Consider the following 16,812-nt stretch of genomic DNA (forward strand, 5'->3'; position numbering starts at 1 on the left):
GATGGATCTTCACGGGTTGGCCATTCTGCTGCTTCTTTCAGCGGTCGCTGCTTATCTGCAGACGCTGACCGGATTTGCATTCGGCCTCATCATGATGGGTGGTGTGGGGCTCACCGGCGTTATCGCCGTACCCGACGCCGCCGTCCTCGTCAGCTGTCTCACATTCGTCAATGCCGTGCAGGTTCTTGTGAGAGGCTGGCGCGACATTGCCGCGCGTGGATTCGTGCCGATCATTGTCGCCAGCATTCTCTTGCTTTTTGTCGGCTACTGGCTTCTCGGCTTGATGGCGGCTCACTCGATCGATTGGCTGAAGATCGTGCTCGGTCTGGTGATCGTGGTCTCGAGCATACAATTGGCAATGAAACCCCAGCCGCTTGACCGACTTTCTTCCACCGGATCCTTTGCATTCTTCGGTGCCATTGCGGGATTGATGGGAGGGCTGTTTTCAACAGCCGGACCGCCGCTCGTCTATCACCTCTATCGTCAGCCGTTGCCACAGCCGACGATCCGCGAGACCCTTGTTGCCGTCTTTGCCATCAATGCCGTCATTCGACTTGCCGTCGTCGCCTTGGCCGGAGACATGCCGCGGGCCGGCTTCTGGTGGGGGCTGCTCGCAATACCCGTGGTCATCCTGTTTACCTTCGCTGCAAAGCGTTGGCCGCCGCCGATTTCCAACCTGTCACTTCGCAGGATGGCCTTCGGTCTGCTTTTCCTGTCGGGCCTGTCGCTCGCCTTACCCGCTCTCTTCAAGATCATCGGAGGTCTGTCATGACTGCATCCACTCTCTCGCTCAAGGATTCGACCCTTCTGACCGACAAGGCATTTGTTGCCGGTGAATGGATTTCCTCGCCCACCGGCAAGACATTCGCAGTGACCGACCCGTTCGATGGCACGGTGATCGCAAAGGTCCCCGACCTCGATCGCGAGACTGTCCAAAAGGCAATCGATGCCGCCGATATTGCGCAAAAATTGTGGGCGCGGAAAACCGCGAAGGAACGCGCTCAGGTCTTGAAGCGCTGGTATGATCTGATCGTTGCAAATGCCGACGACCTGGCTCTCGTCCTGACGACGGAACAGGGCAAGCCTCTTTCTGAAGCTAAGGGCGAGGTCGTCTCGAACGCGGCCTATCTCGAATGGTTTGCCGAAGAGGCAAAGCGCATCGACGGCGACATCATCCCGGGTGCCAATCCGGGCCAGCGCATCATGGTTCTGAAGCAACCCGTTGGTGTCTGTGCCGCCATTACCCCATGGAACTTTCCAAACGGCATGATCACCCGCAAGGCCGGGCCTGCGCTTGCAGCTGGCTGCAGCATGATCCTGAAGCCCGCGTCACAGACGCCGCTATCGGCGCTGGCGCTTGCCGTGCTGGCAGAACGCGCCGGCGTGCCAAAAGGTGTCTTCTCAGTCGTTACGGGGGAAGCCAAGCCGATCGGCCTCGAGTTCTGCCATAATCCGAAGATTGCCAAAATCACCTTCACCGGATCGACAGGGGTTGGCCGGTGGTTGATGAAGGAGGCGGCCGACGGCATAAAGCGTCTGTCGCTAGAGCTTGGCGGCAACGCGCCATTCATCGTCTTCGACGATGCCGACATCGACGCCGCAGTGGCTGGCGCCATGATTTCCAAGTTCCGCAACGCGGGACAGACCTGCGTCTGCGCCAACCGCATCTATGTGCAGGAGGGCGTCGTGAAGAGCTTCACGGAGAAGCTGCTTGCCAAGGTGTCCGAGCTGCGGCTTGGCCGCGGGACCGAGGAGGGCGTCAGTCAGGGGCCTCTCATCGACGAGCGCGCCGTAGCCAAGATGGAGGAGCATGTTGCCGACGCGCTCGCCAATGGCGGCAAGCTTCTTGCCGGTGGCAGCAAGAGCGATATTGGGAGCAACTTCTACCAGCCGACCGTCATCACAGGCGTCACGCAGGCCATGAAGGTTGCCAAGGAAGAGACGTTTGCGCCACTCGCCCCGATTATCTCCTTCAAGGACGAGGAGGATGTCATCGCGATGGCAAACGACAGCGAGTTCGGGCTCGCATCCTACTTCTACGCCCGCGATATGGCGCGCGTGTGGCGCGTTTCCGAAGCCCTTGAGGCCGGCATGGTGGGCGTCAATACTGGCATGATCGCCAACGAAATGGCACCCTTCGGCGGGATCAAGCAGTCTGGCATGGGCCGTGAAGGGTCGAAGTATGGCATCGAGGGTTTCCTCGAGCTGAAGTATGTCTGCGTCGCGGGGATCTGAGATGCCGTTCGACTATGATGTGATCATCATCGGCGGCGGCATCAATGGCTGCGGCGTCGCACGCGATGCGGCAGGCCGCGGGTACAAGGTATTGCTGGCCGAGATGAACGACCTTGCCAGCGGCACGTCGTCTGCCTCCACCAAACTTATCCATGGCGGATTGCGCTATCTCGAGCATCACGAGTTCAGGCTGGTTCGCGAAGCGCTCATGGAACGGGAAGTGCTCTGGAGCCTCGCGCCCCACATCATCTGGCCACTGCGCTTCGTCCTTCCCCATCATTCGGCGCTTCGGCCTGCCTGGATGCTGCGCCTTGGACTGTTCATCTATGATCACATTGGCGGGCGCAAGAAGTTGCCGCCCACCAAGGTCCTCGACTTGCAGAAGGACGCTGCGGGCGCACCGCTCAGCGATCAGTTCAGGAAAGGCTTCGAGTACTCGGACGCATCGGTGCAGGATGCGCGCATGGTCGTGCTCAATGCAAGGGATGCGGCCGAACGAGGTGCGGAGATACTCACACGCACCGAGGTCACAGAGGTGACGCGCAAGGCGCAAGGATTTGCCGTTTCCCTGGTCAACCGCATCACGAAGTCGAGCCGCTCGGTCACGGCGCGCCTCGTCGTCAACGCGGCTGGTCCCTGGGTCGACCGCGTCCTGTCAATGGCCGCGCAAGGAAAAGGAGCGCGCAACGTTCGCCTTGTTCAAGGCAGTCATATCGTCGTTCGCAAACTCTTTGCACATGACAAGGCGTATATATTCCAGAACGACGACAAGCGGATTATCTTCGCCATTCCCTACGAGGATGACTTTACCTTGATCGGCACGACGGATCGCGACCATATTTGCGCCCCCGAAACCGTCAAGATCAGCGCCGAGGAAACCGAGTACCTTTGTGTGTCGGCGAGTGCCTACTTCAAGCAGCAGATCGTTCCCACGGATGTCGTCTGGTCCTATTCCGGAATACGCCCGCTCTTTGAACAGGGCGCGTCAAGCGCTCAGGAAGCGACACGTGACTACGTCCTGAAGGTCGATGGCGATAAGGCACGTGGGGCGATGATCAACGTGTTTGGCGGCAAGATCACCACGTACCGTCGCCTGGCGGAGTCCGTGCTGTCCGAGATCGAGCAGCTTCTCGGCGCCCGCAAGCCGAGCTGGACGGCAACCGCACCTCTGCCCGGAGGCGACTTTCCCGTCGATGGGTTCGATGCACTCGTTGCTAGGCTCGTCCGGCATGCTCCAGGCGTGGAGAAGGCGACGCTCCGTCGTCTTGCTCGCCTCTATGGAACGTCGGCCTTTGACATCCTCGGTGCCCAGGGTGAACTCGGCAGGATCATAGCCGGGGATCTCGGCGTCAATGAAATTGAGCACCTCGTCAGGCGAGAATGGGCCGTCTCTACCGATGACATTCTTTGGCGGCGCACCAAGCTCGGCCTCCGGTTTGGCACAGATGACGTCAAGGCACTGGAGGCATTTCTCCAACAGTCTGCAAGCCAGGCAGCATCCGGCTGAACCTGACGATTGAGGGCACAATGAGCGGTTACATCCTTGCAATTGACCAGGGCACAACGTCGACACGATCCATCGTCTTCGACAAGAACTACAGCGCAAAAGGGTTCGGCCAACAGGAATTTGCGCAACACTTTCCTCGTTCGGGTTGGGTCGAGCACGATCCTGAGGACCTCTGGCGTACGACTGTCGAAACGGCCCGCTATGCGATCGCAGCTGCCTCCGTCGGAGCGCAGGAGATTGCCGCGATCGGTATCACCAATCAGCGGGAGACAACGATCCTGTGGGATCGTCGCACCGGCAAGCCAATATACAACGCCCTTGTCTGGCAGGATCGTCGTACGGCCGATGCATGCGCCCGCCTTCGGGCTGAAGGAGCAAGTGACCTCATCGCCTCGCGTACAGGCTTGCTGATTGATGCCTATTTCTCGGCAAGCAAGATCGCCTGGATTCTCGACCACGTCAGCGGGGCGCGAGAGGCAGCTGATGCAGGTCACCTGGCATTCGGGACCGTCGACAGCTGGCTGGTCTACCGGCTGACCGGCGGTCAGCGACATGTAACCGATATCACCAACGCCGCTCGGACAATGCTGTGCGACATTGGCTCGGGTCAGTGGGACGATGAGCTGCTGCGTTGCTTCAACATTCCTCGCTCCATTCTCCCGGAAATCCTTGATAACATAGATGATTTCGGGTTGGCGCAAGGCGACATCCTCGGAGCCACGGTCCCCATACGGGGGATGGCAGGCGATCAGCACGCTTCCCTCGTCGGCCAGGCGTGCTTCGAACCGGGCAGGATGAAGGCGACCTATGGCACGGGATGTTTTGCGTTGCTCAATACCGGCAGCAATCGAGTTGTCTCACAGAACCGTCTTCTGACGACTGTAGGCTACAAGATCGGGCCGCAGATAACCTATGCACTGGAAGGCTCCATCTTTATTGCGGGGGCTGCGGTTCAGTGGTTGCGGGATGGTCTCGGCATTATCGGCTGCGCCGATCAGACCGCCGACCTCGCCCAGCAGGCAGACCTTGAGCAGCAGCTCTATCTTGTTCCAGCATTTACTGGCCTCGGCGCGCCCTGGTGGGATCCGAGCGCCCGCGCCTCCCTCTTCGGCCTGACCAGGAATTCAGGTCCAGCGGAGCTTGCACGTGCGGCCCTGGATTCGATCTGTCTCCAGACGCATGATTTGATGCAGGCAATGCGAAGCGATTGGCCGGATGCCTCCATATCGCTGCTTCGCGTCGATGGCGGTGTGTCGAAGAACGCCTGGGCAATGCAGCGCCTTTCAGACATCGTCGGCCTTACTGTCCAGCGATCAAGTTCAAGCGAAGTGACAGCACTCGGAGCTGCATGGCTGGCTGGTCATGGCGCCGGGTGCTGGCCCGGCCCGGAGCAGTTCGCCGCCGAACGGGAGATCGGACAAGGCTTTCATCCATCCGTGGACGCTGACCAGAATTTCCAGTTGGTTCGAGGGTGGAAGGCAGCAGTGCGGGCAACCATCCAGTTCGCTTCTCAGGTGGCTTAGCGAGCCCTAGAGGATTAACCTGCGCGCGCCGCTAGCCGAAATGCCGCCAGGCAAATGAAAAAATCGGGGTTGGCGTGATCGGAGGGCGCGTCGGCGCGTGCGCACTCACCGCGGGAGGGCAGATGGGAGGTTGACGCGGCCTGATGACAACGGCGTTTGTTGTCGTGTAATCCCGCCGTTATAAGTGTCTGCCAAAACCTTATAACGAAGCCGAAGCAACTGTGAACGCGGACATCTTTCTGCCTAGTCCGTCCACAGGAATGCGGCCATTTCTCTGGCAATGGCGGTGAAGCTGATCTCGGCTTTCCTGGCGCCACCAGCCTTTGCCCGCGCGATTGGAAACTGATGGGAGCCGCTTTTCTCACGTTTCCGGTCGTCTTTCCAAACGCTCTGCAAGGCCCTCGACCCGTCGTCGCGGAGCAAGTGCGGCTCGCCACGTCGGACGCTCTTGGCAGCGTTCGATTTAAATTAGCAGACATTTGCCTTAAATCAGCCGCGTGCCGATAGAGGACGAAAGCTGAGACGCGGACATGCTGCACCGCCAGGCGAACAGACGGATTTGAGGGGCTTCGCCCCGATTACTGATGATCGTTTCACCCCGGGCGGCTATGGATGGGGTCGATCCAATAGACCGCTTCAGGCTGCTCGACCGGTTCGACATCAGTGATGTTGACGACAACCGCTTCATTGTCCGAGCGAACAAGAACGCATTCGAGAATGTTGTTAGGATCGGCATTGATTTCCTGGTGCGGAACATATGGCGGGACGAAGATAAAGTCTCCCGGTCCTGCTTCCGCAACATACTCAAGGCGGTCCCCCCAGCGCATGCGCGCCTTGCCCCGAACGACGAAGATCACGCTCTCGAGCGCACCATGGTGATGGACCCCGGTTTTAGCATTGGGCTCGATTGCAACCGTGCCGGCCCAGATCTTCTGCGCGCCAACACGAGCGTGGTTAATCGCCGCCTGGCGAAACATCCCAGGTGTTTGCGCAGTATTTGAATCAAGCTGATCGCCTTTTATGACGCGCACGCCATTGTGCTTCCAATGATCAGAATAGTTGTCGTGGTGGTGGGTATCAGCCAAGACCCTGCTCCTACCTCGGTTGCCTGGACAAAGTCGCCTTGCGTGCGGCACATATGAGTTCTTTGCTAATACATTGAACGAGGCCTCCTGTCTCCTCCTCGCGTAGAACAGAGGGCCTCGGCAAGCACGTTTATTGATGGCGTTCTGCCGCGAGGGGAGCGCAAGACGGGTTGGATGCTCAGAAGAGGCTGGCCTTGACCACCCGTATCGACTGCAATCGCTTCTTGGGCGTTCGTCCCGGTCGGCGGACGCGCTTTGTGATCGGGTTCGCCGGTATGTGGCCGACGCACTTGGCGACGCCGATGGTGTGCTTGTGGTGGACGAGACCGGTTTTGTGAAGAAGGGTGAGCATTCTGTCGGCGTCACGCGGCAATATTCCGGCACGGCCGGACGCGTAGAGAACTGCCAGGTGGGTGTGTTTGCCGCCTATGCAAGTCGTTTCTTCCACGCTCTTATCGACCGCCGGCTCTATCTGCCCAAGGGATGGGCGGAGAACCAGGCTCGGCGCGTAAATGCCTGTGTGCCAGAGGACGCGGCCTTTGCTTCCAAGCCGGCGATGGCCCGCGAGATGGTCTCGCGAATTCTCGATGAAGGCATTCCGTGCGCGTTCGTGCTGGCGGATGCAGTTTACGGATCGGATCATAAGTTCAGACAGAGCCCTGTACGTTTAATCGAACCCATAGCCTGCGGCTTTAAAATAGGCGCGGGAAGTTTGGCGCTATGGGGAAAGTAACAATCGGGCTGGCGTGAAGTGGTCGATGAATGGCCCGCAACAGGGCTGAACCATGTGGAACCGGCGCCTGGCGTGGGCCGTACTGGCTGCATCTGACGAGAAAAGCTGTGCCGCTGGGCCCTCAATGGTCTGCCCACGCAGCCGGAACGGTGAGCAGCGCTTATGCTGCCCGCGCGAGTGGGCCGGTCCCGCTGGAGGCCAGCCGACGATGGTGTGATGTGCCTTGAGCCCTCATGAAGTGTCATCCAAGTTTGGCCGAAGGGGTGGCGCCTGGCCATGCTACCACACGGCCAGGGTCACCATTGCCGCGCCGCAGCAGGGGCATGGGTGTTCCGGCTTCTGATCTTCATTTGATGCCTCGGCACGAAACGCAGTCTGTGGCGCCTCGGCCTGCAGCAATTGCCGGCACTGGGCGATCTGCTTGCCTCGCTGGCCATTGGCGAGAAAACCATAGTGGCGGATCCGGTGGAAGCCATCTGGCAGGGTACATAACGATCTTTGCCGCCCTTGCCGTGCACGACGCGGATCACCATCCAGTCACTGTCGATATCGCCGACCTTAAGGTTGACGACCTCCGAGACGCGCAGGCCCGCCGCGTAGGCGATAGTCAGTGCCGCGCGCGCCTTCAGGCCCGGTACCGCCTCCAGAAAGCGCACCACTTCATTGGTCGAAAGCACCACCGGCAGCTTGCGCGGCTCGCGCGCATAGACAATGCGCACCGGGATCTAGTCACGACCCAGCGTGATACCGTAGAGGAAGCGCAAGGCGCACACGTCTGGTTCAGCGCCCCCTATGAAATTCCCCCCGAAACCAGGTGCACCTGGAAGGCACGGACATTCTCCGGGTCAAGCTTGTCTGGCGAGCGGCCGAAATAACGGCTGAACTTTGACACTGCGTGGAGGTAACATCGCTGCGTCGCCGGCGACAGATTGCGGATGCTCATGTCCTCGATCATGCGGCGGCGCAATGGCTGATCACTTCACACATCGGGTGTCTCCTGTCTGTCAGGTTTGGGCTTTAGCAACCGCAATCCCCACAGGCAGGGCACCTTTGCGCTATCCGCGCCCAGGCGGCGTGCTAGCGCCTTCGTTCAATCACACCAATACCTTCTTAAAACCCCCACTCGATTCTCAATTCAAGTGCGATGCTCTAGTTTGGATTGGTTGTCGCCTCTCGCAACCGTCGGATGAGGTCAGAAATCCGTTGGTCTTGCGGTCTCAGCCTTGCCAATTGCTCCGCAAACTTCAACGCCTGCGGCAGCAGCTGCAGCTTCAGACTGTATTCCAGTGCCAGGCCTGAAATGGCCGGATCGGACGTCTCGGATGCCCAGTGATCGAGCCTGTTCAGAGCCTCTTGGGTCTTTCCGATTGAGTCCAGCGCGACGGTAAGCGTCGTCTTGTACCGCGGGCTCCGGGGATCCAGCCGCACCGCTTGTTCAAGCTCGACAATCGCATCGTCCAGTCGCTTGCTGCGAACCAGAGCGAGCCCATGCCCAAATCGCAGCTCCGCGCGCTCCGGCGACACTGAAATTGCTTCGGCGTAGGCCTGTTCGGCCTTATCGTTCTGCCCGATGGCACGATAAAATTCCGCAAGGTTGACGTGGACACCTTCAAGTGTCGGGTCAAGGCTAATCGCTCGTTTGAAGTATCCCTCGGCCTCCGGTATACGGTGTTGGCCAAACAGGAAAAATCCGTAATTGCTCTGCGTCTCTGCAAAATCAGCGTTTGAACTGACGTAGCTGCGCAGGTCTTCGACCGCGGCCTCGAAGCCCGGTCGTTGGCTGCCGAACACCTCGGCGGGCGTGTTGCCGAGAGCAGTCGCCGCTGCGATACGAACCGCTCGCATTTCATCACCGAGCAGATCCCCGATCGCATCCAGCCTGCGCTCCGGCGGAATGTTCGATGCGGCCTCGGATGCGCCGAGTCTGACCAATGGATCCGGATCAGATGATGCTGCGTGAATATCTGCGGTAACATCCTCACCTGCGATCTGGCTCAATCGGGTGATGGCGCTTCCCCTTATGATTCCCGGCTGATTTCGGTCATTGACGAGCTTTCGCAATGCCTGCTCCGCTGCTTCCGTGCGGTTTTCCAAAGCTGCGAATGCGTGGGTGATGGTTGGACGATTGCGCCAGCCAAAATCGTACCATCTATCCATGGTCCTGGCGGCCCAGTCATCATCTTTATCGGTATGACACGTCGTGCATGCGTTCGGCGTTGAGAAGGTCATCGACAGATCCGGCCGGGGAATGACGAACGAATGGTCCCGTCTCGGATCGACCTTCATGTATGTCCGTTCGGGCATATGACAGTTGGCACATTGCGCGCCGGCCGATCCGACAGGATGATGGGTATGAGAAGGGTCGTCGAACAGGCCGCTCGGATCCTGCTTGACGAAGCGGTCCAGCTTGGTCTGCGTGTGACATTGGGTGCAAAGCGCGTTGCCTTCGGCCTTCAAACCCGCCTCATGTGGACGATGACAATCAAGGCATGTCACTCCAGCCGCTGCCATTTTGCTTTGCTGAAACGAACCGTACTCAAAGACTTCGTCACGTATCTGTCCATCGGGAAAATAGAGATCGCTTCGCAGCAATGCGGGAGAAAAGTAGTCGAGAAACGGCTTTCCGGGTTCGTAGCCGTCTCGAAGGCGTACTCGTCTGGAATGGCAAGCCAGACAGGCATTGGCATCGACCCTGGAAAGTCCAGGGTCCGCCTGATCACCTGGATGGTCCTGGCCCTTTGCCGCCCAGGCGACATGTTTTGCACCAGGTCCGTGACATGACTGACAGCCGATGCTCGTTGCGACATAGGTCGATTTGTATTCGTTCGTCGCAGGTTGGAAGTTTGCTTGAGGGTCGGTCGAATGGCAGTCGATGCAGGTGCGGTTCCAACGATAAAACGGCCCGGTCCAGTGATAGGTCGAGCCGGGTTTGCGCGGTGTGTCATTGCCAAGCCAGAACCATTGCTTTCCGGTCGTGTCCCATGCGACGTCGAGTGCCTGTAGTCGTCCTGCGCCGGTTTCAACGAGATACTGCTGCAGCGGCTCGTAGGCAAAGGTGTATCGAACTTCGAACTCGGTTTCCTTTCCGTCCGATCCTTCGGTTTTCACGAAGAACCGGGCATCGCGGCGATGGAAAGTCGTTACAATGCCATCGTGCTCATACCTGACATTGTTGAAATCACCGCGAACTGTAGTGTCGTTGGCAAGCGCCATTGCATTGGCGTGGTGGGATCGCTTGAAAGCAGCGGCTTGATCTTGATGGCAGGAAGCGCAAGCGGTTTCATCAACGAAACCATTATGGATGCTTATCCGGGGGTCAGGACTGGAGGCAGGGACAGTGTCGGCAAAAGCACTCCGTCCCAGGAACAAAATCATCAGAAGGACCGGCAAAACTGTTATCCACGCGGCCAATGACCGATCGAACGTTATCACTCAGCTGCTCCAACGCTGCTCTTGTGGAATGTCACGCCGCCCTGGCGGCGTGACGACGGCGGGCATCAGTAGCACGGCGTGAAGGGATAGTAGCCGCACTGCTGGCTGTTGTAGTAGTTGTTATAGTAGTAGGGGCGTGTTGCTGCCGCGCCGATAGCCGCGCCCGCTACGACACCGGTGGCGACAGGGGCACCGCGATACCAGGCGCCGCGATAGACGGGGGCATGCCAGTAGGTACCACTCACACGGTTGATGTTGGTATCGCCGGTATGAACGTCGTCGTCTCGGAAACCTCCACGGAAGTCGCCCCCTGCAAAATCTCGTCCGCCAAAGCTACCTCCGCCAAAGTCGCCTCCACGGAAGCCACCGCCGCCAAAACTTCCTCCGCCAAACCCACCTCCGCCAAATCCACCCCCTCCGCCGAAGTGATCAATAAAGACTGCGGCCGGCCCCGTCGCGCCATTGAGGCTTCCCTCAAGAACGGTGATGTCGAATGTCAGCGTCGTGCCATCAAGTTTCGGGGTCTTCAATGTCACGACAGCGTCGCTCACATCAGACCCGTCGCCCCCCAGCACCGAGACCGTCGCATTCGGTGGATCGACCGCGAAATTGTCCTTGCCATCGTCCCATTGCATGATGAACTGATCCGTCATCACATGTCCGGCAGCCCGTACCGGCCGGTCGGCAAACACGATCGAATTGGCGGCAACGCCATTGAGTACGAGTTTTCCGTTTTCAATCCGAGCGCCCGCAGAGTTGATCACTGCCAGAGACGGTACCGGCCCGGTCGGCGTGACGACGCCGATGCCTTTTTCGAGCGGTACATGCGGCTTTTTCGGAGCGTCCTGCGCATGGGCATTACCAAGAGTAACGCCTGCAGTAACGATCAGGCTGGCAATCTGAAAGACGTTCATGGCCGTAGCCTCCAAGGTGGGGACAGGTAAAAGCCCTGTCCATACTTGACGTGATGATGGAGCTCAGCTCGACACTGTTGCTGTCGTCCTGACGCAAGTCGCCCGGTCTCAATCCTTGAAAACCTGCTTCCAGTCGGCTTTCATGTCGATCAAGCTCCAACCAGTTATCGCGGCTGCGTCGAGGGCCTTGTCCAGGCGCCCGAAGTCCGTTTCGCGGTCATATGCATATTCACGGTCGGCATCGGTATGATGAACGAGCATGCCAAGGCGCGCAGGCGCCCCTGCCATGGTTGTCCACTGCAGCATTTCGAGGTCGCCATCCGAGTTGCCGAAGGCGGCAATCGGCCTTTGCCCGATCGCTTCATTGATCCCAACCGGCTTCCCGGCCTTGTCGTCTATAAAATTGACCTCCGGCAGCCGGTACAAGGTCGGCATATCGTCCTGCATCCTGAATTCGGTCTTGATAGAGGAACCGATCACCTGTTCCGGGGGCACGCCATAGGCCTTTTCCGTCCACGGCCGCATGAATTCCACGCCGCCTCCCGAAACAATGAAGGTCTTGAATCCATTGGCGCGAAGATAGGCCATCAGTTCGACCATCGGCTGATAGACAAGTTCCGTGTAAGGACGCTTGAACTTCGGATCTCGTGCGGTGGAAAGCCAGTCGGTGACAACCTTTCTAAACTCGGTTGTCGTCATTCCCGCATGGGTCAGCATGATGAGTTCCACGAGGCCTTTTTCGCCTGACGCGGCGAGAGCCTTCATGTCGCCGTCAAGCACGGCCTTGAACGGTTGTGTATCTTTCCATTCCGGATGCTGCGGAGCGAGCGTCTTCACGCGATCGAGGGCGAAGGCAAGCTGCGTGTACATCGGATGCTCGACCCAAAGAGTGCCGTCATTGTCAAACACCGCGACCCGCTCCGCCTCCGTTACGAAGTCCGCAGAGCCCTGCTTTGTCACCCTACCAACGAAGGAGACGATGGCGGCCTTGGACGCGGTCTCGTTCCAGGAAGGCAACGGGTCACTCTGTGCCCAGGCGGTTGTCGGCCCGGCCCACAGAGGAAGACCGATCGCGAGGATGCCATTTCGTGAACTTGTGAGGAATTTGCGACGCGTTGCCTCCATTTCGGCATCCTCCTGAATTCTGATGTCGTGGGGAAGTGGCGGCCTTGTTGGCCCCACATCGGAATGAGTTGCCGCTCGGCAAGGTGGTGGATACGACCGCAAGCTCGTGCATACCCGCTGGAAACGTTGAGAGTTCGAAATCGTGATCGGACGAGTACAGCCCAACTCCACCGCACCCGATGCCTCCAAAAGAGGTTCTGCTACTCATCTCAAATCCTTCCATTGGATGTCGGTTGATACGGGTGTCGCATGGGGCGGAACACGACCTCTTTTCGAAAAGACCGCATGGCGCGGCGAGGGGCTCCCGCTGCCATAAAACCGTATCCCATGGCGCTTTTTTTCGATATTGCCCTTTCGGGAATCAAAGCCCGCGAGCAATCAACGGCAGTGTTTTCGTCGGTGGCACTACCTCGCCGCCGAGGGAGACAGGCCAGTAGGACGACAGGATGAAGGATGCAGTTTTGCCGCTATTATGGCTGACGTCTGAAAGAACTTGCGCCTCAGTCGGGTAACGACGAACCGGCTTCTCGCTAGAAACAAAGTCACCCTGTCAACACAGTCGGTTGTTGCGTGCTTTGTCGGCACCTTTCGCCTGCAGGCAGTCTGGTGAGACCGCCTGCAGCAAGATCGGCTCCATCAGTTGCCGGTACCCTTTGCCGCCGCCGCAGCCTGGGCCATGCGTGTCTGCATCTCGGCCTTGACCGCGTCCAGATTGAAGCTGGCGCCCCGCTGCATTGGAGGAAAGTCAAGGAAGGTCTGGAGTTCCTTTCCGACCAATTGCTGAACGAACACGAAACGCCAGAATTGGTATTTGAACCAGTCGAAGTACTGCTGCCCGCCTTCTTTCGTTCCGTTGTTGGGCCAACCAGTCCGCTCGAACGGGTCGAGTCGCAGGTTAGTGATGTAGGGAACGTCAGGATGGGTCTTTTCGCCAACCCATCCCTGGGGCTGGTCGATGAAACGGAACTTGTAGTCGTCGATGCGCACCGCGCCGACCGTGCTTTCACCGAGGTAGAAGATCTCGTGACGTGCAGACGGCCCCTTGCCGGTGATAGCGGCCGTCTGATCGTAGCCGTCAAGATGGTTCTTGTATGTCCGGTCTCCTATCGTTTTGCCTTGCAGCAATTCGTTGGTGATGTTGGGATTGCCGGCTGCCGCAACAAAGGTCGGCAACCAGTCCAGACCGGAGAAAATGCCGTTCTGCACCACGTCCGCCGGGACATGTCCAGGCCAGCGAAGAAGTGCAGGCACGCGGAATCCACCTTCCAGAACGGTACCCTTTGACTGCGCAAAAGGTGTCTGTCCCCCATCGGGCCACGTGAACACTTCCGTTCCATTGTCGGTCGTGAACAGGATGATGGTGTTGTCGTCCTCGCCAAGCTCTTTAATCTTCTGCATGACGAGCCCAACGTCGTCGTCCAGTTGTGCCATCCCGGCTTCCTCTTCCGACCAGCCGTTCTCAGCATTTCGCATCGCCTCGTACTTCGGAGAGAGATGGGTGACGATGTGCATACGGGTGGGGTTCAGCCAGACGAAGAAGGGCTTGTTGTCCTGCTTTGCCTTCGCCATGAAGCTTGTTGCGAAGTCGCGGATCTCGTCGTCGACCGTTTCCATCCGCTTGGGATAGAGAGTGCCTGCATCCTCGATCCTCTGCTTGCCGATTTTACCCCAACGCGGCATCTCGGTTGGATCATCCGTGTCAGTCGCCCAACTGTGAACCATGTTGCGCGGCCCGACCACGTTCAACAGATCCTGCGGATAGTTCGGATGAGCCGGATCCTCCATCGCGTCGAGATGGTACAGGTAGCCGAAGAACTCATCGAAGCCGTGAACGGTCGGCAGGAACTCGTTCTTGTCACCGAGATGGTTCTTGCCGAATTGGCCGGTGGCGTAGCCCATTGACTTTAAGACAGTGGCCAAACTCACCGCCTCCGCCGGCAGGCCAGTCGCGGCGCCGGCCTGCCCAACGGTTGTCATGCCCGTTCGGATCGGCAGCTCGCCGGTGATGAAGTTGGCCCGACCCGCCGTACAACTGGCCTCGGCATAATAGTCCGTGAACAGCATGCCTTCCTTGGCGATCTTGTCGAGATTGGGGGTGCGGCCGGCCATTAAGCCGCGGTGATAGGCTCCGATGTTCCACATGCCAATATCATCGCCCATGATGACCAGAATATTGGGTTTCGATTGCTCTTGAGCCCGTGCGGGCGCTTGCCCGCCGAACAACAGCGTACTGCCACATAGCAGGACGGTCGCCAGAATGCCTTGTCTCATCGCATTTCTCCCTTGAGTTTCCGTCGCCCCACTTGACATAAGGATCCAGTCCTCGTCGCACCCTGGACGCGAAGACGCGCGAAGAAATTCCAGGGTGACGATTGAACAGGACGATCCCGGAGATGCCAATTCGCCGAGATAAGAGGAATTTCCGATGCGTGCCCCCGACAGCCTCCTTTCATTACCGATGTTGTGCGGTGGCGGCGGGGTAGGCCGCCAGATCAAATTCAGTTGCCGCTCGGCAAAGTGATGGATACGCCTTCCTTCGCAAGCTCGTCTCTTACCCACTGGAACCGTTGATAGTTAGAGATCGTGATCGGACCGGTGTAGCCCATGCTTTGCAGTTTTCTCGGCGGATATTCGATATAGGTCGCCATGATTTTCTTCAGTTCTTCGCCCATGACGACGCCCATCCATGTCCGCTCGGTGAAGTTGTTCATGAAGATGTCATAGCGTTCCTGGGGATCCTGCCAGAGGTCGAACACCTGCGGCACTGTGGCGACGTATTTGTCCGGTCCCTTCCAGCCGAGGTTTGAATCGACCGCCAAACCACCGGTCAGGGCGCCGTCATCGCCACGAAGATTGAACACAAACTTGTAGTTGTTCACGCGTATCGCGCCAGGCGAAAGCTCGTTCTCCGTGAAGTAGAACCATGACTTGCGCTCCGACTTTCCTGTACCGAGCAGGATTGGCGACATGTCGTAGCTGTCGAAAATGATCGGCTTGTCCTCGCGGTCCTTGTCTGGCAAGGGAACACCGCCGACCGAGGCGAAGGTCGCCATCAGATCGAGGCCTCCTACGATATCGTGATTTTTGCTTCGCGGTTTGATCTTGCCGGGCCACACGGCAACGGCCGGAACCCGGTTGCCGCCTTCACGCAGCGTACCCTTTGTGCCGCGCAATGGGGTATACCCGGCATCGGGATAGACATCCTGCCAGGCCCCATTGTCCGTGGTGTAGAAAACCAATGTGTTGCGGTCCATTCCGGTTTCACGCAACTTGTCCATGATCCGGCCAATTCGGGTGTCGAGTTCGACGACCGAATCCGCATACTTGCTCTTCGACAACGACCTGTGCTCGAATTCCGGCGCCGGCATGTTCGGTTGGTGGACCTTCATGAAGTTGACGTTGATGTAGAAGGGCTCGTCCGGCTTCTTGGCGGCCTCATCGAGGAACTCCAACGCAGCCTTCTCGACATAGCCGTCGAAGAACGGAATGCCGACCACGCCTTCCTTGCCGTCGATGACAGGTGTATCGACATACTGGCCATTGATCTTAAAATCTTCCGTCACCGGACCACCGGCCTTTCCCGACAATGCCCCCTTGGTGACCTTCTGGAACATCTCCCGCAATTTGGGATCCATATCGGGGAACCAGGTCGGATCGGCGTAGGTGTAGGCGTTGAGGTGGTAGAGGCCCGCATAGCGCATTTCGTCGTAGCCCTGGGCATTGGGCAATGCGTAGTCCGACTCTCCGAGATGCCACTTCCCGGTGAAATAGGTGTGGTAGCCACCGCGCTTCAATACCGATCCGAGTGTCCACTCTGCCGCAGGCAGGCCGCCGCCCTGGCCCTGGAACGCGACCGTCGTCATGCCACTGCGGTTCGGGATCCGCCCCGTTTGCATCGCGGCGCGTCCAGGGGTGCAACTGGGTTGCGCGTAAAAGGAAAAGAAGGTCATGCCCTCATCGGCGAGCCGGTCGATATTGGGGGTTGGCATGCCGCGGCCTTCGCCGCCGCCATAAGGGCCAAGATCGCCCAAGCCGGTATCATCCGAAACGATGAACAGGATATTTGGTTTACGCTGAGGCTCCTGAGCTTGCACGGGAGAGGTCCCGCATAGCATCGTGAGAGATGCAAGGGCTCCGATGCAGCCAAAATAGGTTCTGCTACTCATCTCAAATCCTTCCATTGGATGCCTGGATTGACGACGGTGGCTACGCCCGCATCAACTCACCCGGGCGGGCTTCAAGCGGTCGAATGATAAGG

General features: G+C 58.7%; 11 protein-coding genes and 1 pseudogene. 5 read left to right on the forward strand and 7 right to left on the reverse strand.

From position 1 onward, the window contains the following. Nucleotide 1 precedes the first annotated feature (1 nt). The 4 genes from FHX16_RS19835 to glpK are packed head-to-tail and all read left to right on the forward strand — an operon-like array spanning nucleotide 2 to nucleotide 5,265. A complete protein-coding gene (locus FHX16_RS19835) occupies nucleotides 2–772 on the forward strand; it encodes a sulfite exporter TauE/SafE family protein (RefSeq protein WP_259129881.1) in 771 nt (256 codons plus the stop codon). Further along, on the forward strand, nucleotides 769–2,235 hold the full coding sequence (locus FHX16_RS19840; protein WP_259129883.1) for an NAD-dependent succinate-semialdehyde dehydrogenase: 1,467 nt from the start codon (nucleotides 769–771) through the stop codon (nucleotides 2,233–2,235). Before FHX16_RS19835 ends, FHX16_RS19840 begins: the two co-directional genes overlap by 4 nt. A gap of 1 nt (nucleotide 2,236) precedes the next feature. Continuing rightward, nucleotides 2,237–3,742 carry a glycerol-3-phosphate dehydrogenase gene (gene glpD, locus FHX16_RS19845; protein ID WP_259129885.1) on the forward strand — a complete coding sequence of 502 codons (1,506 nt, stop codon included), beginning with the start codon at nucleotides 2,237–2,239 and terminating at the stop codon, nucleotides 3,740–3,742. 20 nt (nucleotides 3,743–3,762) lie between these two features. After that, entirely contained in the window at nucleotides 3,763–5,265 is a 1,503-nt protein-coding gene (gene glpK, locus FHX16_RS19850; RefSeq protein ID WP_259129887.1) for a glycerol kinase GlpK, read from the forward strand. 593 nt (nucleotides 5,266–5,858) lie between these two features. Here glpK and FHX16_RS19855 read toward each other — a convergent pair. Then, a complete protein-coding gene (locus tag FHX16_RS19855) occupies nucleotides 5,859–6,350 on the reverse strand; it encodes a cupin domain-containing protein (RefSeq protein WP_259129888.1) in 492 nt (163 codons plus the stop codon). A 136-nt stretch (nucleotides 6,351–6,486) separates the two neighbouring features. Here FHX16_RS19855 and FHX16_RS19860 point away from each other — a divergent pair, with 136 nt between their 5' ends. Then, complete coding sequence (locus tag FHX16_RS19860) at nucleotides 6,487–7,083, forward strand: IS701 family transposase (protein ID WP_259129890.1); 597 nt, start codon at nucleotides 6,487–6,489, stop codon at nucleotides 7,081–7,083. Nucleotides 7,084–7,568: 485 nt separating this feature from the next. On the opposite strand, the pseudogene FHX16_RS19865 reads toward FHX16_RS19860, so the two are convergent. The 6 genes and pseudogenes from FHX16_RS19865 to FHX16_RS19890 form a co-directional block, all read right to left on the reverse strand. Continuing rightward, a pseudogene (locus tag FHX16_RS19865) lies at nucleotides 7,569–8,038 on the reverse strand (tyrosine-type recombinase/integrase); the annotation flags it as partial. Nucleotides 8,039–8,232: 194 nt separating this feature from the next. Then, nucleotides 8,233–10,458, reverse strand: coding sequence for a tetratricopeptide repeat protein (locus FHX16_RS19870; RefSeq protein ID WP_259129892.1), 2,226 nt, complete (start codon nucleotides 10,456–10,458; stop codon nucleotides 8,233–8,235). Nucleotides 10,459–10,580: 122 nt separating this feature from the next. Next, the gene (locus tag FHX16_RS19875; protein WP_259129894.1) at nucleotides 10,581–11,429 is read right to left on the reverse strand and encodes a hypothetical protein; all 849 of its coding nucleotides are present in this window, start codon (nucleotides 11,427–11,429) and stop codon (nucleotides 10,581–10,583) included. A gap of 108 nt (nucleotides 11,430–11,537) precedes the next feature. Continuing rightward, nucleotides 11,538–12,554 carry an HAD family phosphatase gene (locus FHX16_RS19880; protein WP_259129895.1) on the reverse strand — a complete coding sequence of 339 codons (1,017 nt, stop codon included), beginning with the start codon at nucleotides 12,552–12,554 and terminating at the stop codon, nucleotides 11,538–11,540. Between the two features lie 636 nt (nucleotides 12,555–13,190). Continuing rightward, nucleotides 13,191–14,825 carry an arylsulfatase gene (locus tag FHX16_RS19885; RefSeq protein WP_259129897.1) on the reverse strand — a complete coding sequence of 545 codons (1,635 nt, stop codon included), beginning with the start codon at nucleotides 14,823–14,825 and terminating at the stop codon, nucleotides 13,191–13,193. A gap of 227 nt (nucleotides 14,826–15,052) precedes the next feature. Further along, entirely contained in the window at nucleotides 15,053–16,669 is a 1,617-nt protein-coding gene (locus FHX16_RS19890) for an arylsulfatase (protein ID WP_246712732.1), read from the reverse strand. Nucleotides 16,670–16,812: the final 143 nt, after the last annotated feature.

Origin of the sequence: Rhizobium sp. BK661, assembly GCF_024808825.1 — a bacterium.
GTDB lineage: Bacteria > Pseudomonadota > Alphaproteobacteria > Rhizobiales > Rhizobiaceae > Rhizobium.